Source organism: Leptolyngbya sp. NIES-2104 (assembly GCF_001485215.1).
Taxonomy (GTDB): Bacteria; Cyanobacteriota; Cyanobacteriia; order Leptolyngbyales; family Leptolyngbyaceae; genus Leptolyngbya.
In genome coordinates this window covers 4,769,575-4,791,687 of the sequence record NZ_BBWW01000001.1, presented here as the reverse complement: position 1 = coordinate 4,791,687, position 22,113 = coordinate 4,769,575, and the positions used below count along the sequence as shown (strand labels likewise).

Below are 22,113 nucleotides of genomic sequence, written 5' to 3'. Positions count from 1 at the left end.
CGATGCGTTCCTCGCTCCGATTCAGCCCCGCCCCGGAATGGAATTCGGGGGCGGGTGAGCAACGAAGCGAAGAGCTTTGTCGAACTTAACGTTAAGTTTTAGAGAAATGAAATATGCCTCCGATCAAGCTCCAAGGCTACAGTCAGAGGCATATTTTATCTGCATTACAAAGTTTGCGATTGCTATTTCGCGGTTTTTTCCAGCATTAATTTCGATCGCTTCACCGTTTCAGGAATGCCGATCGGATAATCTCCGGTAAAACACGCTGAACAGAATTCGTCTTGATTTTCTCTAGTCGCGTCGAGCATTCCTTCCCAACTGAGATATTGCAGCGAATCGACTTCGATTTGTTTGGCGATTTCCTCGATCGATTTGGTTGCCGCAATCAGATGATCCTGGCTATCTGTGTCAATGCCGTAGAAGCAAGGATGCGTTACTGGAGGTGAGGAAATTCTCATGTGAACCTCGATCGCGCCCGCATCTCGAAGCGTTCTAACGATTTTGCGGCTGGTGGTTCCACGAACGATCGAATCATCGACAATGATCACGCGTTTCCCAGCAAGGACATCTTTCAACGGGTTCAGCTTCATCCGAATTCCCGCTTCACGCATTCCCTGCGTCGGTTGAATAAAGGTACGTCCCACATAGCGGTTTTTGATCAAACCTTCTGCATAGGGAATGCCAGAGGTTTGAGAAAAGCCGATCGCTGCTGGAACTCCCGAATCTGGAACTGCGATCACGATGTCTGCATCGACAGTCGATTCTTTCGCTAACTGTCGCCCGATTCGCATCCGATAGCTATACAAAGTCTCATCGTGCATCAAACTATCAGGACGAGCGAAATAGATCATTTCAAAAATGCACAGTTTCCGCGCAGGTTGTTCTGCCCACTGAATCGACTGAATTCCATCTTCAGTGATCCAAACCAGTTCGCCCGGTTGAACATCTCGAACGTAATCGGCTCCAATGATATCAAGCGCACAAGTTTCTGATGCGAGAACATATCGGAGGGGAGCACTGTGCGATTCTTGTGCGAGTGTTCCGAGAACCAAAGGACGAACCCCATTCGGGTCGCGGGTTCCAATCATACCGTTGGGAGTTCCGATCGCTAAACTAAACGCACCCTGACAGCGCTTAAACGCATTGATCGATCCTTGAATCCAATCATTACCGTGATTAACTTCTTCAGCGATCGCGAGTGCGATCGCTTCTGAATCCGTTGTCGTAGCAAAGTCGTGATTCGTCTCAGCAAGTTGTCCACGGAGTTGTTCCGTATTCACCAAGTTTCCATTGTGTGCTAGCGCAAGCGTTCCTAATCGTGATGGCACAACTGCTGGCTGAGCATTCACAACCCGACTCGATCCAGTGGTTGAATAGCGCGTGTGCCCGATCGCTAAATCGCCGGGAAGCTCTTTCAATTTTGTTTCAGTGAAAACCTGCGACACCAAGCCCATATCTTTGTGAAGATGAACGTGATTTCCTTCAAATGTGGCGATCCCAGCGGATTCTTGACCGCGATGCTGCAAGGCAAACAATCCAAAATAAGCTAAGTTCGCCACAGATTCACCTGGCGCGTAAACCCCAAACACCCCGCAAGCTTCTTCTGGTTTATCAGGACGATGCTCAGCAGGATCTACAGAAAACCGATCGTCAGGTAGCATAGGCTTGGTTTTGCGTAAGTTAGACAGCAATCAGAACGTTGAAAACACGAAGTCTTAACATTTCCTTAAATATCGCACACAACGGCGAGCTATTCGGTCAGCCCCCGCTCGATCGCACTCGACCAACCCGCGTACAACTCTGCGATCGTAGCGTCGATAATCGAATTTTGGGCAATGGAAATCTTTAAGGATTCACCCCCAACCGTGCCGATTTTTTGCCAATGATTGCCGAGTTCTGAAGTTAAAATCGCTTCCCACTCTGCGATCGATTCCGGCTTAACTGAGACAATGATTCTCGCGCCCCCTTCAGCAAACAGAACTTGATCAATTCGAGCGGAAATTTCAGAAATTTGAATGTCTGCGCCGAGTTGATGACCGAAACAAGATTCGCAAAGCGCGATCGCAGTTCCTCCTTCTGAACAATCGTGCGCCGATTGAATCAAACCGCTGCGAATCTGCGATCGAACAACAGCTTGAACTTTACGTTCAAGGTCAAAATCAACGATCGGCGGCTTTCCTGCCACAGTTTGATGCACCGTTGCTAGATATTCCGAGGCTCCCAAACTGAGCGAATCTGAAAGCGGAGCACCTAATAAGTAAATGACATCGCCGATGTGTTTCCAGCTTTGACCGACAATGCGATCGAGATCTGAAATAAATCCAACCATTCCCACAACCGGAGTCGGATAAATCGGCTCTGGTTTACCTTCAGAATCTAAAGTCTCGTTGTATAGAGAAACGTTTCCACCCGTGACAGGTGTAGAAAATTCGCGGCAAGCTTCCGACAATCCGCGACACGCTTCGGACAGTTGCCAATACCCGATCGGCTTTTCTGGACTGCCGAAGTTCAAATTATCGGTGATTGCGATCGGCTCTGCTCCAACACAGCTTAAATTCCTCGCTGCTTCTGCGACCGCAGCTTTCGCACCTTCATAGGGATGTAGATAAACATAGCGAGGATTGCAGTCAACGGTCGCTGCCACACCTTTATTTAGAATTGCGGGATCAGGAGTAACCGAACTACTTTGAGCATCTGCAAGCGGTCGAACTCTTACGACTGCGGCATCTGCACCACCTGGAAGTAACACCGTATTGTTTTGGACCTGGTGATCGTATTGGCGATAAACCCAGCGCTTTGATGCGATCGTAGGAGCGTTCAACAGTTTGGCTAAAATATCGTTCCAGCTTTGTCCATCAATTCCTTGCTCGTCACAATTCGGTAAGTTCTCATCCGACCAAGCCCAAGCTTTCTGAGCATATTCGGGCGGTTCGCTCATCAGTTCTCGATGATAGATCGGGGTGTTGTCTGCCAGAGCGGTTGCGGGAATTTCAGCAGCGATCGCACCTTGAAACAGAATTCTGACGATCTCTTCCTCGATCACTTTCCCAGCAACAACCGCATGAAGTCCCCATTTTTCAAAAATATCGATTAGTTCTTGTTCGCGTCCCTTTTCTGCCACAAACAGCATTCGCTCTTGTGATTCCGAAAGTAAATACTCATACGGAACCATTCCCGTTTCCCGTACCGGAATCAAATCGAGATCGAGTTCAATTCCGACTGCACCTTTTGCCGCCATTTCTGAGGTCGAACAGCTAATTCCCGCCGCTCCCATGTCTTGAGCGGCAACGACTGCACCCGTTTTGAATGCCTCTAAACAAGCTTCGATCAAGGATTTTTCTAAGAACGGATCACCGACTTGGACAGCGGGACGATCGTCGATCGATTCCTCACTCAATTCGGCACTAGCAAAACTCGCGCCACCCATTCCATCCCGTCCGGTGGTCGATCCCACATACAGTACCGGATTACCGAGTCCCTTCGCGCCCGATTTCACAATCTCGGTCGTTTCCATCAATCCGAGTGCCATCACGTTGACCAAGGGATTGCCGGAATAAGCTCGATCGAAATAAACTTCGCCACCAACTGTGGGCACTCCAACGCAATTCCCGTAGTGAGAAATTCCTGCCACAACGCCGTTTACAATCCGACGAGTCCGGGCATCATCGAGCGTTCCAAACCGTAGCGAATTCAGAAGCGCGATCGGTCTTGCCCCCATCGTGAAAATGTCCCGCAAAATTCCGCCGACTCCGGTTGCTGCGCCTTGAAACGGTTCGACCGCAGAGGGGTGATTATGCGATTCGATTTTGAACGCTAACTGCAATCCGTCGCCTAAATCCACGACCCCTGCATTTTCACCCGGACCGACTAAAACGCGATCGCCCTCAGTCGGAAACTGCTTCAACAACGGTCGCGAATTCTTATAGCAGCAATGTTCCGACCACATCACGCCAAACATTCCCAGTTCAGCCTTATTCGGATGACGACCCAAGCGCCGCACAATCTCTTCGTACTCTTCGGGCTTAATCCCTTCAGAAGCAATTTCGACCTCGGAGAATGGCGCAGATGACAGGACAGACATAAACCCTAGCCCGGATAGAACAGGTACTTATTCTATCGGCAAAGATCGCAGATTTCTTGATTAATTCCATTCAGCGTCAGTTCGGTGAATTCCTTCGCTCTGTTGTTTATTCGCCCCGAATTTCATTCCGGGGCGAGACAGAATCGAAGCGGAAAGACTTATCGAACTCACGTCATTGAATTAAAAGCAACAGATCTCCGATCGCGAAGATCTGTTGCTTCAGAAAATTACAATCCAGTCTCAGGATCAATCACGTCGCCCACCGTCGGATCAACGCCCATCGGTGCAACATAATCTCTGAAGAACGTGATCTGCTGCTCGAATTCCATTTGTTTTACTCGATCGAGCAATCCCTGTGCTTCTTGTGCAAGCTCATATCCCGCTGGCATTGGAATGATCGTCTGATTGTCCATTCCTTGCGCTAACAAATACCACACGAGCAATTTTGTCGTATCGCCCAACGCACCATATTCACGAGTCAGTGGCGTATTGCGACGAGCGATCAAGTCCCGCTGCACATTCAATTGTTCTTCGTGCGGCAGTTCTTTAATTTGATTGAAAATGCCTTCTGCGATCGCTGGCGAAACCGTACTTGCTCCCGGAGCCGCTGGCGTGATTGCACCGCCCATCTCCTTATAAATAAACCAGAACAGAGCTAGTTGAGTATCGGCATCCAACTGCTGAAACGCTTCGATTAGATCGTTTGCTGTACCCGAAGTTGTATAAGTCATAAAAAATTACCATTCGACCTCCAAACCGTATCAAAAGTGTCTTTGTCGATCGACTCGCCAGAGAGGGACAATTGATCCCCGCTATAGATAGAGGTACGTCTGCCCGGTAAACCGTAATCGACCAGGCTGAAATATTCCTCGTTGTCCGCGCTACCATGAGTAAACCGCCACTTATAGGCAATTTGTTTCTGGCAACTGCTATGGAATCACCGATTAAGGCTGTTCAGTCCTCGACTTATTATGGCGATGCGTCCTACCGCACCCCGCCACCCGATTTGGCATCGTTGATGCTCAAAGAGCGCATCGTTTATCTTGGCGGACCTCTGCACTCGATCGATGAATATCGCAGAAACCCCAACCAAGACTACACCCGTTTGATCATCGCGCAGCTTCTATATTTGCAGTTCGATGATCCCGAAAAGCCGATCTTTTTCTACATCAACTCGACTGGGACTTCTTGGGAAGGCGAAACAATCGGGTTTGAAACTGAAGCTTTTGCAGTTTGCGATACGCTCAGTTACATTAAGCCTCCGGTGCATACGATTTGTATCGGTCAAGCAGTGGGAACAGCAGCAATGATTCTCGCGGCTGGAACAAAAGGCTTTCGGGCAAGTTTGCCTCACGCGACGATTGTTCTAAACCAACCGAAATCAGGCACACGCGGACAAGCGACTGATATTCAGATTCGAGCAAAAGAAGTGCTCGAAAATCGTGCGGCGATCCTCGACATTCTGTCTAAGAACACCGGACAAACGATCGAGAAAATCGTCAAAGACACCGATCGTACGTTCTACATGACTCCGCAAGAGGCGAAAGAATACGGGTTAATCGATCGCGTTCTCGAAAGTACGAAGCAACTCCCGAAACCTGTTGCTGCCCTAACTTAGTAGGGAGTAGGGAGAATTATATTTCCAATCTTCCCCACACCCCACACCCCACACCCCACACCCCTTATTCTTCCTGCCTTATGCAAGTTCCTTACCGTCTTCCCGGTAGCCAACAGGTGCAGTGGGTCGATATCTACACCCGCATGGCATTCGAGCGCATTGTATTTCTCGATGGCGAAATTGATGACAACACGGCAAATGGAATTGTCGCCCTTCTGCTTTATCTCAATTCAGAAGACGCAACGAAACCGATTTACCTGTACATCAATTCCTACGGTGAGCGAGTCGGGGGCGGCGTGTCTTCGCTGGCGGCAAGCATGGCGATCTACGACACGATGCAGTACATCAAAGCGCCCGTTCATACGATTTGTATGGGGATCGCTGCCAGTAGTGCTGTGTTGCTGTTGTCGTCTGGCACAAAAGGATCGCGCCTGAGTTTGCCAAACGCAGAACTGGTTCTGTCACCGCAGTATGGACAATCGAGAGGTCAAGCCACCGACATCCAAGTCGATGCCCAAAAAGTGATTGCCGATCGCCGTACATTCCTAGAAATCCTGTCGCTCAATACTGGACACAGTGTTGAGAAACTCACGAAAGACCTTGATCGACGGTTCTATCTCACCGCTGACGAAGCGAAAGAATATGGACTCATCGATCGTGTTGTCTCCAGCACCAAAGAGCTACCGAAACAACTACCCGCCCTCGTTTAATTGAGAGTTTTGTCTTATGCCAATTGGAACTCCGAAAGTCCCGTATCGTTTACCGGGTAGCTCATACGAGCAATGGATCGATATCTATCAGCGTCTCAGCCTAGAGCGCATCATTTTCTTAAGCCAAGATGTCGATGACAATATCGCGAATCAGATTGTGGCAATCATGCTCTATCTCGATTCCGAAGATCCGACCAAGCCGATTCAGTTGTATATCAATTCCCCCGGTGGCTCGGTCACAGCGGGAATGGCGATCTACGACACGATGCAGCACATCAAATCTGAAGTGATCACGATCTGCGTCGGGCTTGCGGCTTCGATGGGAGCCTTTCTCCTCGCTGCTGGCAGTAAAGGAAAGCGCGTTGCTCTTCCCCACTCTCGGATCATGATTCACCAACCCCTTGGTGGAACCGGACGACAACAAGCGACCGACATCGAGATCGAAGCACGTGAAATCATTCGGATGCGTCATCAATTAAATGGAATGCTCGCAGACCGTACCGGACAACCGCTTGAGAAGATCGAAAAAGACACCGATCGCGATTATTTCATGTCTGCCGCTGAAGCGAAGGAATATGGACTGATCGATCGCGTCATCGAAACCGTCTAATCGTCACACCAATTTCAAAAAGAAGTGGCAGAATGCAATAAGTTCTGCCCTTTTTTGTATCTATGAATATCGCTGATTCTTACCGCTTACTAGGGCTAAGGACAGGAGCAACCCACGAAGACATCAAAGCCGCCTATCGGAAACTGGCGCGTCAACTCCATCCCGACTTGAATCCGGGCGACGATCGCGCAAAAGATCGCTTCATTCGCATCACCGAAGCGTACCAGTTTCTCATGGGGATCGTTCCCGCAGAACCCGAAGAATCCGAAGAACCGAAATCGGCAGAACCTCCGAAAGTGACGATCAAAGTGACTCACACACCGGAAGCCCCGGAACTTTCCTTAGTCGATCGACAATTATTGCAAGCCTCATACGAGCAATTACAAGATTTATTCAAGCTCAAAAGATTTCCGCGTGCGGTTGCTCTGGTCGAAGGATTAGCCCAACGCTTCCCCGACTATCCCGATGTGCGGCAATGGCAGGCAATTACTTATCACCGTTGGGGACAGCATTTAATGACGGAGCGCGATTACGAAAAAGCGCGATCGTATCTGAAGAAGGCTCTCCGCACTGATCCCCACAATCGACGACTCTGGGCAGAAATCGAACAAGATTTTCGTAAGCTCGAAGAAAAAATCTATCGTAGACGCTGAGCGGGTTGTAGCGGCAAAATAAGTGGATCAGCGATCGACTTTTGGTATAGGATAGATACAGAGGACTACACCGAGGGACATACCTCTGCGTAGTTTTGACGAATTTCTACACTTATAACAAGGTTGCTTAATTCTTTAAGTCCGAGATTGACAGTAAAGCTGGATAACAACTCTACGGTTCTTCAACCATTGCCAATCTGATCTTGATCAGAAGTAACCAAGTGTTCCCAGGTGCAATTGCTAAATGATCTGTATGTTGATCCATTTGAAAGCAACGGGGTTTTCTGAGTGATTGCGATGTCTCCTCGTCCGGCTGGACGCAATTGGAATACGGTCAGCTTTCCATCAACGCTGTATCTGATTCCGATTCTTGACCTTCTTTTGTCGAAAGTTCCCAGTCGCTGGAAAGCAGAAGTTCGATTGGGATTACAAGAAGCTCTCGTCAATGCCGCTAAACACGGAAATTGCCTCGATCCTGGCAAGAAAGTTTTAATTCAATTCTCAATGGTCGCTGATGAGTATTGGTGGATTATTTCCGACCAAGGACCCGGATTTGAAGCGCCGGAGTGCTGCTGTCGAGAAGAAGTAGAAGCGCATCTTCCTTGTAATGAGGGTGAATCTGGACGAGGGTTATACATTCTGTACCAGGTATTCGATCAAGTTGAGTGGAATCGCGACGGCACGGAACTGAGACTTTGTAAGCAAGTTCGCAATCCTGCCCGATTGCCATTAGTAGTCTAGTACTACTTTTCTCTGCCGTCAATCTTTCTAATTGAAATGATTCGTGCATTTTCGCATTGGGGATCGTGAGTTACGGGATTTGAAACGAAACCGTATCATTGCCGCGAAATTTTGCTATCTTGGCAGAGCAGATTGCCCGTAATGCAGAAGAATGAAAACGAAACGGTTAGAGCTATTTTTGTTGGCTGGTTGCTCGTGTCTGATTACACTGTTGGCGCAACCGATCACTAGTGCGATCGCATCTCCGCCCACGCTCCCCAATCTTCAAGCACCAAAGCCAACGACTGGAGCCTTTTGCTCGCTGAAATCCGAGTCTGAGTACCTGAACATTGAACGGTCTAACGGTTAACAAGTTCAACGAACTCCAGAACCAAGCTAGAAATCAAAGCAGTAACGATGATCGCGGCACCATGAGTGAGATGTCCTTGCCAGAGAAACAGTATGGCAAACACACCGATCCCGCTCATGGTTAGCAGAAAGAGCGATCGTAGATTTTTTCTCTTCTTTCTCAGCCATACAAGTCCGATCCCCTCTAGCAATAGATAAATAATCAAGCTGATAAGGCTGATAAGTCCTCCCACATAGAGAAACAATCCAGGAAGTTTTCCGGGTGTCGAAACCGCTTGAAAAATCACACCGGGTAGGAACATCAGCATCACGGAGAGAATGTTTAGATAGTTGATTGTGCCAAAGGTTTGATCATCCACGATCGGGATAAAAAGAGCGATCGCTAACCCGATCAGGTTGATCACTCTCCAGAGAATTTTGATCGTAGAAGATTGGCGAGGAGCGGGCTTGCTCATGAACACTGAAGAGACAAGATACTGACTGTTTCAGGATAACCACTCTAATGAGCAACTGCCTTAGGATTCGAGTAGTTGCCGCATTCCGAGCCACCACTGATCGCGCCCTTGTCGGCGATGCCAGTACCAATATTCACAGCCCCACAACAGAACGGGATCAAAGCCGATCGCTTGAACTCGATCGACAATACTTGATGCCTGAATCGGTGACGAACTCGGATACTCAATCTGAGATACCGGAACCAATTCATTAAGCTCCCAAGGTTCTGCTTGTGCTTCTGCAATCCAGCCTTCTTTGCCCCAGCGTTTCAAGTCCGATCGCCAAGCCTGCAATTTCTTCCAGTACGACGATTGCGCTTCGATATACTGCTGAGTTGCCCCTTGAGGAACTTTCGTATAGACATTGAAACCGACTGCATCTGCTAACCACAAACTCGCTCTGAAGGCTTGACCGTCTTCTTCTCCTTGTCCATCTGGAAGCGTGATCGCATTCGTCAAGAGAATCTTCTGATCAGGGCGAGAATGCGATCGCACTAATTTCACTTCTTTTCTCACAAACGATTCAGAAAGCGATCGACCATGCGTAATCTCGATCGTCGTAAATGGTTCATTCTCAACTTGCCAGTACTTGATCGCTGGAGCATTTCGAGTGTGGCTCACAACTCGATCGAGCATTCTCAAAGTCAAAACTGCAATGGCGGGATCGCGATCCATCACTCGTGCTGTTTTCGTGTCGTATCGCGATCGCATCCAGTCAGGAAAATGAAACTCTGGATATCGCGGCACTTTCATCCCGACTGCTAACGTGACTTCGATATTGCGTCGATCGCTTTCTTCGAGTAGCCAATCGACCGTGCTGAAATCAAACTGCTTCGGTCTGGGTTCAAGTTCATGCCAGTACGCGCACAGTCGTAACCGCTCAAAGCCCAAATCGCAAATCTCCCGAAATGCTTCGCGGTAATCTAGCCCAAGGTACCAACACTGGAGTTGGCTGAACGTTGTGCCAAGTTGCGATCGCGACGGAGTGACAAGATTCGGCAAAGTGATCGTTGCTCCTGCGCTGGTTGCCATCAGGTTGAGGAAGCCAAGAGTCGAAAGCGAAGTGAACTGGCGACGAGTCAGATTTCGGGAGGCTCGATGAGATTTCATGAATGAGAAGTATGATAACGAACTCAGCACTACACCCGAATAGATCTGGAAAAACATTGCAACGCTTTAGTGAATGCACTAATCAATACAAAGAATGATGAGGTGCATTCGCTTTTAATCGCTGGAATAGTTTGTCAAAGAAGACTCAGGAGAAGCAAGTATATTATGATACTCAGATTGAGAAATGCACTAAATCTTTAAACGCTAAAAAGCAGAGAAAGTAAATCCCTCTGCCTTTCGATCGATGTTGAAAAATTAGGGTGTATTTTGAAGTCTTCCGACTGCGTTGCTGACCCGCCCTGGAATAGAATTCGGGGCGGGAGTGGACGAAGCGAAAAACTTTAAACCACGCTCTAATTCTGTTCTGGAACGCTCATTGTTTCCCACCAGCGATTCAATGGAAAGTAAACCACAGGTGCCCATAAGCTACTGAGAATCGCGGAACTTAGCGCAACGAATTGGTGATATGTCCAAATTTCGGAAAGAGAGCGATCGCCAATAAAACTAAACTGAATTGCGGTAACTGTTTCTGAAATGACTGCCATCAAAAACACAATCAACGCGACTGAAATAAAATCTTCCTGAACGTATTTCTGCTTCTGCAATTTAGAAGTCAAAGCGCCAACAATCATTAATCCAATCGCGTGAGTCGGTTCGGGCGCAGTCATTCCATCCTGCAACAGTCCCAATACTAAACCCGCGATCGCACCTTGCCAAACGACTCGCTTCACGCTCCAAGCCACAACCCAAATTAAGAGCCAGTTTGGGCTAATTCCCGCAAGTTCCATTCCGGGTAATCGGAGCGGTAACAAAACGAGACAAAGCCAGACCGATGCTACCGTGACCGCGCCATTCAGAACGGGACGGGCGATCGGGTAAGTATCTACAAAATTTTCGATCGCACGAAGTGTCATGGGGTAGGCGAAGCGTCAGGGGACGGTGAAACAGAAGCATCCGGGGAGGGTGAAGCAGTCGGGGAAATCGCAGGCTTGGGTGCGGGTTGTGGTTCTGCTAGTGCTGGTGAATGCGGATAAATCATCGCCCATTCCAAGTAGCTGATCGGAGCCGTTAGCTCGATCGTGGCTTCGGGTGCAGGGCTTTTGGTTAAATCTACTGATTCTACTCGTCCGATCGGAATTCCTGCTGGATATAGCTGACTAAACGAAGAGGTCGTAACAATATCATCCTTCCGCACATCCGGAACCTTTTCAAAGAATTCCATCACGGCGCGATTTCCAGTTTTACCGCGCAAGTAACCCATAAATCGACTGCGACTGATCGCAACTCCAACACGACTGGATGGATCGCTCAGCAAGAGAACGCGACTGCTACTAGGTGTAGTCTGAGTAACACGACCGACTAAACCGCCCGGACTCATCACGACAGCGCCTTCTTTGACCCCATCGTTTGAGCCGCGTCCAAGAGTGACTTGTTGCCACCAGTGATCGGCACTGCGACCAATCACGGCAGCGGGAAAGCCTTCAACTTTCTTCGATCGAGCCAATCCCAGCAATTCCTCTAATTTCTGATTCTTGCTTTCTAACTCGATCAAGCGCTGACGTAACTCGGCATTTTGCGTATTCGCCAACTGTTCTGGAGTCAGGGTTTTCGCCTGAAATGGACGAGTGAGCCACTGGTAAGTTTCCATCACAAACCCGGCTTGAGTTTGACGAACCAAAAGAGCCGTCCCTAATCCCAGGGTGGCTAGAGTAAATGGAATTCCAAATCGATCCCACCAGCGGCGCAATTCGTACATTCGGCGTTCTCAGGCAATAGACGGCATTGTTATCCATCTCACGGCTTGTGAGACTACATATAGCTTCCACGCTCAGTTGCGCCCAATCAGGACAATTTAGCGAGGCGGACGAGTGCTAAACACGCGCTCCAATTGCTTGAAGTTTTCTAACACACGACCTGTACCCAACACAACACAACTGAGCGGATCAGCAGCGACGTGAACGACAATTCCCGTTTCATGGCTGATCAGGGTGTCGATCCCTTTGAGCAGTGCGCCACCACCCGCCAGCATGATTCCTCGATCGATAATGTCTGCCGCAAGTTCCGGAGGAGTCCGCTCCAGAGTCCGCTTCACCGCATCGACGATGACCGATAAAGGTTCAGACATACTTTCGCGAATTTCTGGTCCTTTGATCGTCACGGTTCGAGGCAACCCTGACAGCAAGTGCAAGCCGCGCACTTCCATCACATCTTCATCAGCAGCACTCGGATAAGCGGAACCGATTTGAATCTTAATTTCTTCAGCAGTTCTTTCCCCGATCACGAGGTTATGAACTTTTTTCATGTACTGCACGATCGCATCGCTTAATTCATCACCTGCGACCCGTACCGATTCGCTTAAAACCGTTCCTTGCAAGCTGAGAACTGCGACTTCAGTGGTGCCGCCACCGATGTCAATAATCATGTTTCCGGTCGGTTCTGCCACGGGTAAGCCTGCCCCGATCGCAGCCGCAACAGGTTCATCGATCAGATAAACTTCACGCGCTCCTGCTTGCGAAGCCGCTTCCATCACTGCCCGACGTTCCACACCCGTCACACCGCTGGGAATTCCGATCACTATGCGGGGTGAAACGAGCGCTTTTCCTTCATGAACGCGCTGGATAAAGTGTTTTAGCATTAACTCGGCGGTGTCGAAATCCGCGATGACTCCATCCCGTAATGGGCGTAGAGCGACGACGTTACCGGGTGTCCGACCCAGCATCCGTTTTGCGTCTTCACCGACGGCTAGAGGGACTTTTTCTGCCTGGTCGATCGCGACTACCGAGGGTTCAGATAAAACAATACCTTTACCGGATACGTAGACCAGAGTATTAGCGGTACCGAGATCGATACCCATGTCCCGTGAAAGGGAGAAGCGATTGAAAAAACCCACTAGATTTCTGCCTCTTAAACTGCAATGAGTACGCCGAAGATTGCAATGCCACACAAAGATGCTGATCGATAGTGGATTTTATTACAGTTTCGATCCTGAGTCTAGACTAATCCAGAAGTTTCAAGCGGAGAAATACGGATTGAGAGAACAAATTTAACGTTGGGCTTCGATCCATACGGGAGATCGATTAATATGGAGGCGATCGATAAATATAGTACAGGTGAATTATGAGCTTAAATGTCGTAACGCTCGTAGGACGAGTTGGCGGTGAACCCGATGTGAAATATTTTGAGTCGGGCAGCGTCAAATGCCGTTTGACGCTGGCAGTGAATCGACCGACCAAAAATAGCGATCAGCCCGATTGGTTTAATCTCGAACTCTGGGGGAAGCAGGCAGAAACCGCCGCGAATTATGTTCGCAAAGGCAGCTTGATCGGAATCAAGGGATCGCTGAAGTTTGACACCTGGGCGGACAAGAATTCGGGTGCAGCGCGATCATCGCCTGTGGTTTTGGTCGATCGCTTACAGCTTCTCGGCTCGAAGCGCGATAACGAAGGTGGAGATGCTCCGGCTTATGAAGAAGATTTCTAGGTTGAACTTCGAGAGCGCTGTTCTCTTTAGGAAGATTTCGTTCGTTGCATTACTCGCCCTGAAATAAATTTCGGGCTAATCGGCGCAAGTCCATTGAAATGGACTAAGAATCTGAAATGCGCTCCTAGTCTACTTCAGTAGACTTTCCACGGTTAGCCCGAAATTTATTTCAGGGCGGGAGCGCAACGAGAGCGAAGAGACTTTTTATACTCTAAGCCCATCCTCGCAAGCGATACACTAAGATCCCGATGTACTCCTTCAAAGCGCGAGACGTACGCCGCATTTGGTCTGCATCGGGTAACGTATCGAGAATTGTTGCTTCTAAGGTCGATTGATTTCCTAGAACAGAGGTGTAATCGGTCGGGGCTGGAATTGCATCGATCCCCAGCTTTTTGAAGATCAACATCGATCGAGGCATGTGCAAGGCAGATGTGACTAGCAAAACTTTCTGGATTTTCTCAGTTTTCATAATTTCTTGAGAATAAACCGCATTTTCGCGAGTATTGAGCGATCGAGATTCGAGTAGCATTGCCGATCGAGGAACGCCCATTGTTTCGAGCAAGATTGCCATGTCTTCCGCTTCTGAAGTGCTACTCGGTCGCCAATCGACTCGTCCACCGCTCAAAATTAATCGAGGCGCTTTTTTATCGCGATACAGTTTTCCAGCGTAAAGAACGCGATCGCCTTCTTCTCTAATTTCGATCCAGGGTCGCGGCGGTAATGCCGATTCAGTTGCACCACCGAGAACCACGATCGCATCTGCGGTGGGTAATTCACCTTGAGTGATGTATTGAAACTCTAATGATTCGACGATCGCATTGCTAATCCAACTGCTCGAACTGAAAAACAGAATGAGGAAGGTGAGCGTAATGGGGATCAGAGCTAAACGCGATCGCTTTTTCCAAATCAAGATGAACGCGAGAATGAGCAAGAGACAACTCAAACCCAGCGGATAAATGAAAATAGGAAGCAGTTTAGAAAGAAATAAAAACATGAGACTGCGATCGAGGTCGGTGAGTATTCTATCTCTGCTTCAGACCTCGGTCACGTTCGCGTGTGCCAAAGGCATCGCATTCGTTCGTTAAACGCTTAAAACATCTCTTGCGGATGCAAGATAGTACTGTCGATCTTCAAATCCATTTAATCCGCCGTTGATGATTCGGGTCACTCGTTCTACATCATTGCGATCGGCATGAGGATTAAGCTGATTTTTCGACCAGAACCAGCCTGCACTTAGACACGCTAAATCATATTCTGCTAACCGAGTCGGGGCTTGAATCAAATCAATTCCAAGTGCTTCACCACAAGCCTGATAGTTTGTACGTCCTGTAATTTGGATCAAACCTCGACCTTTAAAGCGTCGTCCGTCACCGGGTTGGGTATTGCCTAAATCGGTTCTGCCTTCGAGATAGTCACCTGGATCGATTTCTTCAAGGTAGTTGAACGAGCCAGATTCATGAATCAATTGAGCCAGAAAATGAGCCTGACGCAGAGGAGTATTAATCTGAGACTGCGCCATTGTCAGAAGTAAATGCGGTAAGAGGGAAGTGACTCGACTGCGATCGGCATACGGCGCAATCTCTAAAATTCGATCAATGCTGAGATCAGGAAGTGGCGTAGTGGGAAATAGTGCAGCGTAAGGATTCTGAGTGGTTCTTGCAGGGAGAGATGACATCAAGCGAAGTGCGCTATCGATCGCTTGATCCTGCGGTTGAAACTCAGCGTTCCGAATATTCAAAATTAACTGTCTCAAACGGTTCGCCGCTTTGATTCGAGCGACGCTAACAGGTTCATTCGGGAAACTGCCTTGGTAAGGAGCGCGATCGCCAGGACGTGCCGGAAGCTTACTTAACTGCCGCAATAAGGTATCTGCGTGAGCATCATTCGGCTGAAGATCATTCGTAGTCCCGCTCAGGATTAATTGCCCAATGCGATCGACTGCTTGCTTTCTCCAGATCAATAGTTGCGGCAGCGTTGTCATTTTGCGATCTCCTCAGAAAATCAATAATCAGTTTCAACAAGTCTTAATTTCCTGCCGAAACATTTGACTTTCTCAGGTTAACCAGCGGGTTTGATGAAGTGGTTGCGTAATTTCGAGGCAACTCATGAAGAATTCAAAAAGCGTGTGCGTATTTTTCAGGATAGAGAGGAGACGCGCTTTCTGAGGAGAATCTTAAACTTTTGGATGATTACGAGATTGCTAGAATTTGTTTACATAAGTTAAATTGATTCTCATAAAGCAGGGCAGCGACATGGAAGCGAAAAAGCGATCGAACTTAATTCAGTTTCTTCGGGAAGAACTGGCGCTTCCAACTTCCGCGATCGATCTTGCCGTGAAACACAGTCAGCCTGAACTCGCTCCCCTGCCGATGGTGCTTTGGCAATACGGCTTAATTACCCTGAACCAATTGGATCAAATCTTCGATTGGCTGGAGAAAGCCTAAATTCCGATGCGGTATCTCATCCGCCCATTCCTGCAACCTGATATAACCGTCCATTCCGAATCTGTACGACTGGATGATTGGCTAACCGAATTAAATTCTCATCGTGCGTCGTTACTAGAACCGTGATTCCGATCTGGTTCAGTTTTTTCAGAATCTTGATCACCTGCCAAGAATTATCAGCATCTAGATTTCCAGTCGGCTCATCCGCTAAAAGAATCGGCGGCGTTCCTACGATCGCACGTGCAATACTCACCCGCTGCTGTTCTCCCCCGGAAAGCTCCTCTGGGAAACTATCAGCTTTGTGAACTAATCCAACCATTTTGAGTGCGGGCTGTAATCGCCGTTGAATTTCCGATCGAGAATAACCCTGCGCCCACAACACAAACGAAACATTTTCCGACACCGTTCGACGTGGGATCAGTTTGTAATCTTGAAACACAACCCCGATTCGACGACGCAGAAACGCGAGTTGATTGCCTCGAAGTCGAGCGGGATTTTGTCGATCGACCAAAATTTCCCCAGATGATGGCAGTTCTGCCCCATACAGTAATTTAAGAAGGGTTGATTTCCCAGAGCCAGACGGTCCTGTGATAAACAAAAAATCGCCCACCTTCACATCGAGCGAAACGCCTGTGAGCGCAGAGCTTCCGTTTGAATAGGTTTTGCTGACCTGACGGAGTTGAATCAGCGCCTCAGCAGGCTTAGATTGAGACTCATCACGGGTAGGGACAGACGGTGGACGATTCAGAACCTGAGTCATAAACGATCGACACGGGAAATCAACCCTCTTCTTTTACCTCTGAATCGAAGTTGCTTCCTCCGAGAAATCGCGGGAGATTGATTTTGATTGGCTTAATACAAAAAGTGCGCTGAGGATTTTACCCAGCGCACTTTATTGAAATTTAACGTTAGTTTAACGCTTAAAGTCTTTCAACCATTCGCGCAACTGTTCACCAGCCACGTCACGACCGCCCAGACCAAACGCGATCGCAATCGCCACCGCAATCGCACCGAGCAATAGACCAAACGCCAAATTAACAATGTTTGGCGCAATGCCAATCTGCTGAAGTGCCAACGCTGCCACAAATCCGAGAATTGCGACTCGCGCCGTTTGCCCCAACAAGTTCGCCTGCCGACTGCCAGAACTCGTGATCAATCGATAAGCAAAATTCGCTAGATATAAGCCGATCGCAAATACGACCAATCCAGACAAAATCCGCCCCGAAATCACGAGCAAACCAGCCACTAACGCAGCCAAGGCTCCGATACCCAGAACATCAACCGCCGCGACTGTCGCAAACAGCATAATGCCCACAAGCACGATTACACCGACAATTTCAGACGGCGATCGCACTCCGGACTTTCCTTCCGGTTGCAGCATCGTTTCACCTGTTTGAAACTCAGTGCTGTACTGCTCCGGTGCAACCGTTGGCGTAGGAGGCGCGGATTGAAGTCCGAGCCAGTAGAACAGATTGTCGAATCCAACACTCGCAAGAATGCTAGAGACTAAATCCGCTACAAACTTACCGACTGCAAACGCGATCGCTAAAATTGCAACTGCGGTAAAGATCAACGGCAACGCGTTCAAGATCTGATTCAACATTGCGGTCGCAGGACCAGAAATCGCAGGAATTCGCAATGCGTCCAATGCTGCGGTCGCGGTCGGGATCAGAATCAACACATAAACGATCGTGCCTAAGATCCAGGACAGCGATTGACCGCCTCTTGCTCGATTCAGCCCGATTCTTGCACCGATTTGATCGGTTCCGATCGCCGCCAACAAATTCGTCACGATACCGCGAACCGTCCGCGCTACAAACCAACCAATTGCCGCGATCGCCAGCGCCTTAATAATGTTGGGAAGGGCACTTAGAATATCATTCAGCAAGTTTTGAACGGGCTGGAGCGGACCCTGCAAGTTCAAAACACCCAAAATTAGCGGTAAGAAAAATAGGAAAACGAACCAGTAAACTGCATTTCCTAACGTATCGCTGAGGCGGAATGAGCTTGCACCCAGAGAGGTATCGCTGGGATCAGAGACTTTCTCATCCAAGCCGAATGACTCTGAAGTCCGAACGACGATCGTTTTCGCGATCGTTGCCACGACCCAAGCCAACCCTGCTAAAAGTGCCGCTGCACCCAACTGAGGCAGGAAGGCAAAAATTTGATTCAAAAAGTTGTTGAGCGGCTGTGAGACTGTATTGAGTCCCAAAACGTTCAACGCTGCCACCACAGCCAGAATCAAGATCACCCAAAAGACGATCGAGCTGATCAATCCTTCGACGTTGAAATTTGTCTGTCCTCGTCCGCCTGAAACCCAACCTGCCAACCGATTATCGATCGTGGTTTTCTTCAGCAATCCGCGCACGATACTCGACACAAACGCAGCAATCAGCGCTCCGATTAATAAGATTAGGAGCGCACCGCCTAACTGAATTAATAGATTCGCGACGTTGACCCCTTGAATGTAGCCAAACGGTGCTTCTCCGGGTGGGAGTTGAGCTAACTCCAGATTCCTCGTGAGTCGCATTCCCCCCAACGGTTCAATATGTTGCCAGAACTCGTTCATGGTGTTTTGATAAACCCCTTTCGCTTTCAAATAAAGCGCTTCTCGATCGCTTTTGTAGATAGATGACAATCATGATTTTCAGAGAAATTGCTTCACCTGCCTTTCACAACGCCCAGGGTTAAAACCATGGAATTTGTTCAACGCAAGCCGCCAGATCTCATGAAAAATACGGTTGCATCCTAAGAGTACTCGTATCTCTCGTTGGAGAAAAGCTCTTGGAAACACTTTTTTGAACTTTCGATGAAGTGCTTGGCGAATCGATCGAGAATATAAATGCGCGGAACTCGTGCTTAACCCGCTTTCTTGCTGAATCGCACAAGTTTGTGCCGAGTATCCCACTTCCTAAATTGATTTATCTTCACTCCAGAGAGAGATGTCTTGTGATCTCAGTCCCAAATTGTTTGATGTGTAGAAAAATAAGTGGTGTGTTCTAGGAGGCAGACTGATGGAGATTTTTGAGCAATCGATTTTGATTCAGGCGAGTGCAACCGATGTGGAGCGATGTTTTACCGATTTGAATTTGATGCACCGCTGGCTAAATCCGGCATTGCGCTGTGAGCCGATCGAGCAATGGTCAACCGCGATCGGCAGCAAGAGCCGTTTTGTGATTCAAGTCCCAGTTCTGCAACCGACGCTGAACAATGTGGTTGCAGAACGGCAACCCGGCTTAATTGTTTGGCAATTCGAGGGTTTTTTTAAGGGGCGCGATCGATGGGAGTGTAGCCCCGAAGAGAAAGGAACGCGCTTACTCAATCGGTTTGAATTCGAGATTCCGAATCCGATCGTTCGTTTTGGCTTCAATCAATTCGCGGCAAAGTGGACGCAGGAAGATATGCAGGCACAGCTTCGTCGTCTAAAGCGAGTCGCGGAAACGTTGCGCTAGTTGCCTTCGATGCGATCGAGTAATTGCTGAATCACATCCCGATCGTTCGCATTCGGAACGCTGTCGAGATAGCTTTCTAAATCCTGACGCGCTTCAATCCAGCGATGCGTTTGAAAGTAAATAATTCCGCGATCGCGCAGTTCAAACGGGGTATCCGGGAACAGAATCAGAATTCGTTCGATCGTAGTCAGGCATTTTCCAATCTTGCCTTGGTTCAAATAAATTCCTTTCAAATTGGTCAACATTCGCGCCAAAAATTGTTTGGGTGTCACTGCTTCCACAAATTGAGGACGCATTTCGACAGGTTGACCCGCTAATTGATTGAGCCGATCTTGACAGTCTTGAGGAAAAAGAATTTCTCCATCGTGATACGCATCGACAAAGATATCCATTTCGTCATTCGCAACCGGACGAATCAGAAAATGTCCCGGCATTCCGATCCCAACCATTGGAAAATTAATCCGTTTCGCGATCGCTAAATACAACAACGCTAATGAAATTGGAATTCCCGTTTTACGATCGATGACATCGTTCAAAAAACTATTTTGAGGATCGTAATAATCTTCTGAATTTCCACAGAATCCTAATTCTTTGTACAGATATTGATTAATCGTTTGAACGATTCGTAATGGATACGGTTCTTCAGGAAGTCTCGCTTGAATTTCCACTGCCATTTTGTCGATCGCGCTTAAATATTTCTCGACTTCTAAGTCTGGATATTCTTCTTGCGCGATATATAGCGCGGCTTTTTCTAAGTCAATTTTTTCGTCTTCTTGACGCACTTCTTGATAAAACCGTTGTCGAGCCAGCGAGAATTCCATTCTTTAATATCCTACGTAATCGTTTCCTGAGCCGTACTGCCAAGCGTCTACCCATCGATTCCACACGTATTGCTGTGTAGGAGATAGAGGAGGCTTGAAATGTTGAGCGATCGCATAAAGCGCACTGAAAACTGCCAGATTGAAATAGTGCAGCATCCAATCTAGCAGAGCAAAGATCCCAACGTGGGGAATAATTTTTAAGACCAGTCCAGGATGAGAAATTCCCGTCTTCAGCAATGTTTGAGACAGCGGAATAAACTGCACAACGTCCTGTAAAAATGGCTTCAAAACAGGCTCACCTAATTGCTGCATTTCTGCAAATACAGCAACTAATAATTGATTAATTTGATCGGGTGTCGCTTTTTGATTCATACCGACACTCATCGATCGCTGAAACAACCAAGTCACTGATAAATTCGGCTGATAAGGTTGCAATAAAGATAAAGCCGAGTAATTGAGCATTTCAGACTGTAGCGCCTCATCAATTCCATTCGTCAATCGCTTTAAGTGTCTAACCATTGCACCAAATCCACCAAAACTAAGTGGTGATTGACTGCCACTACTATCACCAATGGCTAGAATTCGATCCCACTCTAATTTGAGCGGACTTTGACGATAACAGGGAAAGAAACCGAATAACGCTCGGACGAATTCGAGTTGATCGAGTTCGATGTTTTGATATTCAGGTAGCAGTTTGAAATAGTCATCGAATAGAGTTTCTAACGAAAAGCGATCGCGATCTGCATCTAAATAAGTAAACAGATAAGTCGTTCTCCCATCTCGTGCCGGGAATGCTTCCCAAAAATACTGACACTGTTTCTGAATCGGCGTGAATGATGCAATCAAATCGCCCGATTCATTCTGAGTAAAACCTTTCGCACAAGTCCCCACGACCAAGCAAACACCATCGGGCTTTTTCCCTTGTCTTGCTTGTTGAACAACAGGCGAAAAATATCCCATTGCATCAAGCATCAGACGAGCAGTAATCGATCGATTTACACAAACGCCATTCGGATGAATCACTACATTCTCAAACGGCGTATTCTCAATTAGATTTCCACCATTTTCAAGAAAGAATTGTTTCAGTTTTTCTAACAAATAAACTGGATTAACGCCAGTGTTTAAAACATCTTTAACAAAGATATCTGCGCCTTCAGAAAAGCTGACTCGAACGGGATTAAATTGAGTTGCGATCGCATTTTCTAACTCTTCTTCACTCAACAATCCCAACTCAATGAAGGTATTCAATTCCTGTCGTGAAATATTCCATTCCTGCTCACGTCCTTTCAGGATTCCACGTTCGATCAGCGTCACCCGCCAACCTTTCCGAACCAATGCAGCCCCGATCAAAATTCCTAAAGTCCCGCCACAGATGACAATATCCCAATCGACGGAGTCTAAATCGCTACCACAAGTATCGACCACATTTGGAACGGGGATCGTCTCTTCTCTCAATGCCTTCCACAAAGCATCAACTCGACGTAACCCTTCCAGTGGACTTCCCGGAATTTTGGCTAAAACTTCTTCAGTGATTGACATTCACCCATCATA

22 protein-coding genes are annotated in these 22,113 nt (G+C 47.9%); 8 read left to right on the top strand and 14 right to left on the bottom strand.

From position 1 onward, the window contains the following. Positions 1-182: 182 nt before the first annotated feature. The 3 genes from purF to NIES2104_RS23030 all read right to left on the bottom strand — a co-directional run bounded on the left by purF (position 183) and on the right by NIES2104_RS23030 (position 4,812). On the bottom strand, positions 183-1,661 hold the full coding sequence (gene purF, locus NIES2104_RS23040) for an amidophosphoribosyltransferase (RefSeq protein WP_059000585.1): 1,479 nt from the start codon (positions 1,659-1,661) through the stop codon (positions 183-185). A gap of 89 nt (positions 1,662-1,750) precedes the next feature. Beyond that, positions 1,751-4,081 carry a phosphoribosylformylglycinamidine synthase subunit PurL gene (gene purL / locus NIES2104_RS23035; protein WP_059000584.1) on the bottom strand — a complete coding sequence of 777 codons (2,331 nt, stop codon included), beginning with the start codon at positions 4,079-4,081 and terminating at the stop codon, positions 1,751-1,753. A gap of 227 nt (positions 4,082-4,308) precedes the next feature. Beyond that, a complete protein-coding gene (locus NIES2104_RS23030) occupies positions 4,309-4,812 on the bottom strand; it encodes an orange carotenoid protein N-terminal domain-containing protein (protein ID WP_059000583.1) in 504 nt (167 codons plus the stop codon). Positions 4,813-5,012: 200 nt separating this feature from the next. Between NIES2104_RS23030 and NIES2104_RS23025 the strand changes: the two genes are divergently transcribed. From NIES2104_RS23025 to NIES2104_RS23005, 5 genes are all read left to right on the top strand, one after another. After that, complete coding sequence (locus NIES2104_RS23025; RefSeq protein ID WP_059000582.1) at positions 5,013-5,699, top strand: ATP-dependent Clp protease proteolytic subunit; 687 nt, start codon at positions 5,013-5,015, stop codon at positions 5,697-5,699. A gap of 80 nt (positions 5,700-5,779) precedes the next feature. Then, positions 5,780-6,409, top strand: a complete 630-nt coding sequence (locus NIES2104_RS23020) for an ATP-dependent Clp protease proteolytic subunit (protein WP_059000581.1) — start codon at positions 5,780-5,782, stop codon at positions 6,407-6,409. Between the two features lie 16 nt (positions 6,410-6,425). Continuing rightward, positions 6,426-7,019: an ATP-dependent Clp protease proteolytic subunit gene (locus tag NIES2104_RS23015; RefSeq protein WP_059000580.1), complete on the top strand. Its 594-nt coding sequence runs from the start codon at positions 6,426-6,428 to the stop codon at positions 7,017-7,019. A gap of 62 nt (positions 7,020-7,081) precedes the next feature. Then, positions 7,082-7,672 (top strand): J domain-containing protein, encoded by a 591-nt coding sequence (locus NIES2104_RS23010; protein ID WP_059000579.1) that lies wholly within the window; start codon positions 7,082-7,084, stop codon positions 7,670-7,672. 297 nt (positions 7,673-7,969) lie between these two features. After that, positions 7,970-8,413: an anti-sigma regulatory factor gene (locus NIES2104_RS23005; protein ID WP_202815108.1), complete on the top strand. Its 444-nt coding sequence runs from the start codon at positions 7,970-7,972 to the stop codon at positions 8,411-8,413. Between the two features lie 338 nt (positions 8,414-8,751). Here the strand turns inward: NIES2104_RS23005 and NIES2104_RS22995 are convergent, their stop codons facing one another. From NIES2104_RS22995 to NIES2104_RS22975, 5 genes are all read right to left on the bottom strand, one after another. Then, entirely contained in the window at positions 8,752-9,216 is a 465-nt protein-coding gene (locus NIES2104_RS22995) for a hypothetical protein (protein WP_059000576.1), read from the bottom strand. A 60-nt stretch (positions 9,217-9,276) separates the two neighbouring features. Next, positions 9,277-10,365 (bottom strand): beta-galactosidase, encoded by a 1,089-nt coding sequence (locus tag NIES2104_RS22990; protein WP_072218237.1) that lies wholly within the window; start codon positions 10,363-10,365, stop codon positions 9,277-9,279. A 353-nt stretch (positions 10,366-10,718) separates the two neighbouring features. Beyond that, on the bottom strand, positions 10,719-11,279 hold the full coding sequence (gene mreD / locus NIES2104_RS22985) for a rod shape-determining protein MreD (RefSeq protein WP_059000574.1): 561 nt from the start codon (positions 11,277-11,279) through the stop codon (positions 10,719-10,721). Then, the gene (gene mreC / locus NIES2104_RS22980; RefSeq protein ID WP_059000573.1) at positions 11,276-12,121 is read right to left on the bottom strand and encodes a rod shape-determining protein MreC; all 846 of its coding nucleotides are present in this window, start codon (positions 12,119-12,121) and stop codon (positions 11,276-11,278) included. Before mreC ends, mreD begins: the two co-directional genes overlap by 4 nt. 96 nt (positions 12,122-12,217) lie before the next feature. Further along, complete coding sequence (locus tag NIES2104_RS22975; protein WP_059000572.1) at positions 12,218-13,219, bottom strand: rod shape-determining protein; 1,002 nt, start codon at positions 13,217-13,219, stop codon at positions 12,218-12,220. 263 nt (positions 13,220-13,482) lie between these two features. Here NIES2104_RS22975 and NIES2104_RS22970 point away from each other — a divergent pair, with 263 nt between their 5' ends. Next, the gene (locus NIES2104_RS22970; RefSeq protein ID WP_059000571.1) at positions 13,483-13,845 is read left to right on the top strand and encodes a single-stranded DNA-binding protein; all 363 of its coding nucleotides are present in this window, start codon (positions 13,483-13,485) and stop codon (positions 13,843-13,845) included. 211 nt (positions 13,846-14,056) lie between these two features. Here the strand turns inward: NIES2104_RS22970 and NIES2104_RS22965 are convergent, their stop codons facing one another. Next, on the bottom strand, positions 14,057-14,839 hold the full coding sequence (locus NIES2104_RS22965; RefSeq protein WP_059000570.1) for a YdcF family protein: 783 nt from the start codon (positions 14,837-14,839) through the stop codon (positions 14,057-14,059). Between the two features lie 87 nt (positions 14,840-14,926). Further along, on the bottom strand, positions 14,927-15,826 hold the full coding sequence (locus NIES2104_RS22960; RefSeq protein WP_202815107.1) for a glycoside hydrolase family 19 protein: 900 nt from the start codon (positions 15,824-15,826) through the stop codon (positions 14,927-14,929). A 271-nt stretch (positions 15,827-16,097) separates the two neighbouring features. Here NIES2104_RS22960 and NIES2104_RS22955 point away from each other — a divergent pair, with 271 nt between their 5' ends. Next, on the top strand, positions 16,098-16,289 hold the full coding sequence (locus NIES2104_RS22955) for a DUF2949 domain-containing protein (RefSeq protein ID WP_059000569.1): 192 nt from the start codon (positions 16,098-16,100) through the stop codon (positions 16,287-16,289). Between the two features lie 16 nt (positions 16,290-16,305). Here the strand turns inward: NIES2104_RS22955 and ftsE are convergent, their stop codons facing one another. Both ftsE and NIES2104_RS22945 read right to left on the bottom strand, forming a co-directional pair. Further along, a complete protein-coding gene (ftsE, locus tag NIES2104_RS22950; protein WP_059000568.1) occupies positions 16,306-17,049 on the bottom strand; it encodes a cell division ATP-binding protein FtsE in 744 nt (247 codons plus the stop codon). A 153-nt stretch (positions 17,050-17,202) separates the two neighbouring features. Next, positions 17,203-18,927 carry a mechanosensitive ion channel gene (locus NIES2104_RS22945; protein ID WP_263971019.1) on the bottom strand — a complete coding sequence of 575 codons (1,725 nt, stop codon included), beginning with the start codon at positions 18,925-18,927 and terminating at the stop codon, positions 17,203-17,205. A 376-nt stretch (positions 18,928-19,303) separates the two neighbouring features. On the opposite strand from NIES2104_RS22945, the gene NIES2104_RS22940 reads away from it, so the two are divergent. Then, complete coding sequence (locus NIES2104_RS22940) at positions 19,304-19,741, top strand: SRPBCC family protein (RefSeq protein WP_059000567.1); 438 nt, start codon at positions 19,304-19,306, stop codon at positions 19,739-19,741. Here NIES2104_RS22940 and NIES2104_RS22935 read toward each other — a convergent pair. Together NIES2104_RS22935 and NIES2104_RS22930 are read right to left on the bottom strand one after the other, a co-directional pair. Beyond that, positions 19,738-20,562, bottom strand: coding sequence for a SirB1 family protein (locus NIES2104_RS22935; RefSeq protein ID WP_059000566.1), 825 nt, complete (start codon positions 20,560-20,562; stop codon positions 19,738-19,740). The genes NIES2104_RS22940 and NIES2104_RS22935 overlap by 4 nt on opposite strands. A gap of 3 nt (positions 20,563-20,565) precedes the next feature. Continuing rightward, a complete protein-coding gene (locus NIES2104_RS22930; protein ID WP_059000565.1) occupies positions 20,566-22,101 on the bottom strand; it encodes an FAD-dependent oxidoreductase in 1,536 nt (511 codons plus the stop codon). Between the last annotated feature and the right edge of the window lie 12 nt (positions 22,102-22,113).

Coding starts and splice junctions, on each gene's coding strand:
- purF (WP_059000585.1), bottom strand. CDS start 1,661: ATGCTACCTGACGATCGGTTTTCTGTAGATCCTGCTGAGCATCGTCCT.
- purL (WP_059000584.1), bottom strand. CDS start 4,081: ATGTCTGTCCTGTCATCTGCGCCATTCTCCGAGGTCGAAATTGCTTCT.
- NIES2104_RS23030 (WP_059000583.1), bottom strand. CDS start 4,812: ATGACTTATACAACTTCGGGTACAGCAAACGATCTAATCGAAGCGTTT.
- NIES2104_RS23025 (WP_059000582.1), top strand. CDS start 5,013: ATGGAATCACCGATTAAGGCTGTTCAGTCCTCGACTTATTATGGCGAT.
- NIES2104_RS23020 (WP_059000581.1), top strand. CDS start 5,780: ATGCAAGTTCCTTACCGTCTTCCCGGTAGCCAACAGGTGCAGTGGGTC.
- NIES2104_RS23015 (WP_059000580.1), top strand. CDS start 6,426: ATGCCAATTGGAACTCCGAAAGTCCCGTATCGTTTACCGGGTAGCTCA.
- NIES2104_RS23010 (WP_059000579.1), top strand. CDS start 7,082: ATGAATATCGCTGATTCTTACCGCTTACTAGGGCTAAGGACAGGAGCA.
- NIES2104_RS23005 (WP_202815108.1), top strand. CDS start 7,970: ATGTCTCCTCGTCCGGCTGGACGCAATTGGAATACGGTCAGCTTTCCA.
- NIES2104_RS22995 (WP_059000576.1), bottom strand. CDS start 9,216: ATGAGCAAGCCCGCTCCTCGCCAATCTTCTACGATCAAAATTCTCTGG.
- NIES2104_RS22990 (WP_072218237.1), bottom strand. CDS start 10,365: ATGAAATCTCATCGAGCCTCCCGAAATCTGACTCGTCGCCAGTTCACT.
- mreD (WP_059000574.1), bottom strand. CDS start 11,279: ATGACACTTCGTGCGATCGAAAATTTTGTAGATACTTACCCGATCGCC.
- mreC (WP_059000573.1), bottom strand. CDS start 12,121: ATGTACGAATTGCGCCGCTGGTGGGATCGATTTGGAATTCCATTTACT.
- NIES2104_RS22975 (WP_059000572.1), bottom strand. CDS start 13,219: ATGGGTATCGATCTCGGTACCGCTAATACTCTGGTCTACGTATCCGGT.
- NIES2104_RS22970 (WP_059000571.1), top strand. CDS start 13,483: ATGAGCTTAAATGTCGTAACGCTCGTAGGACGAGTTGGCGGTGAACCC.
- NIES2104_RS22965 (WP_059000570.1), bottom strand. CDS start 14,839: ATGTTTTTATTTCTTTCTAAACTGCTTCCTATTTTCATTTATCCGCTG.
- NIES2104_RS22960 (WP_202815107.1), bottom strand. CDS start 15,826: ATGACAACGCTGCCGCAACTATTGATCTGGAGAAAGCAAGCAGTCGAT.
- NIES2104_RS22955 (WP_059000569.1), top strand. CDS start 16,098: ATGGAAGCGAAAAAGCGATCGAACTTAATTCAGTTTCTTCGGGAAGAA.
- ftsE (WP_059000568.1), bottom strand. CDS start 17,049: ATGACTCAGGTTCTGAATCGTCCACCGTCTGTCCCTACCCGTGATGAG.
- NIES2104_RS22940 (WP_059000567.1), top strand. CDS start 19,304: ATGGAGATTTTTGAGCAATCGATTTTGATTCAGGCGAGTGCAACCGAT.
- NIES2104_RS22935 (WP_059000566.1), bottom strand. CDS start 20,562: ATGGAATTCTCGCTGGCTCGACAACGGTTTTATCAAGAAGTGCGTCAA.
- NIES2104_RS22930 (WP_059000565.1), bottom strand. CDS start 22,101: ATGTCAATCACTGAAGAAGTTTTAGCCAAAATTCCGGGAAGTCCACTG.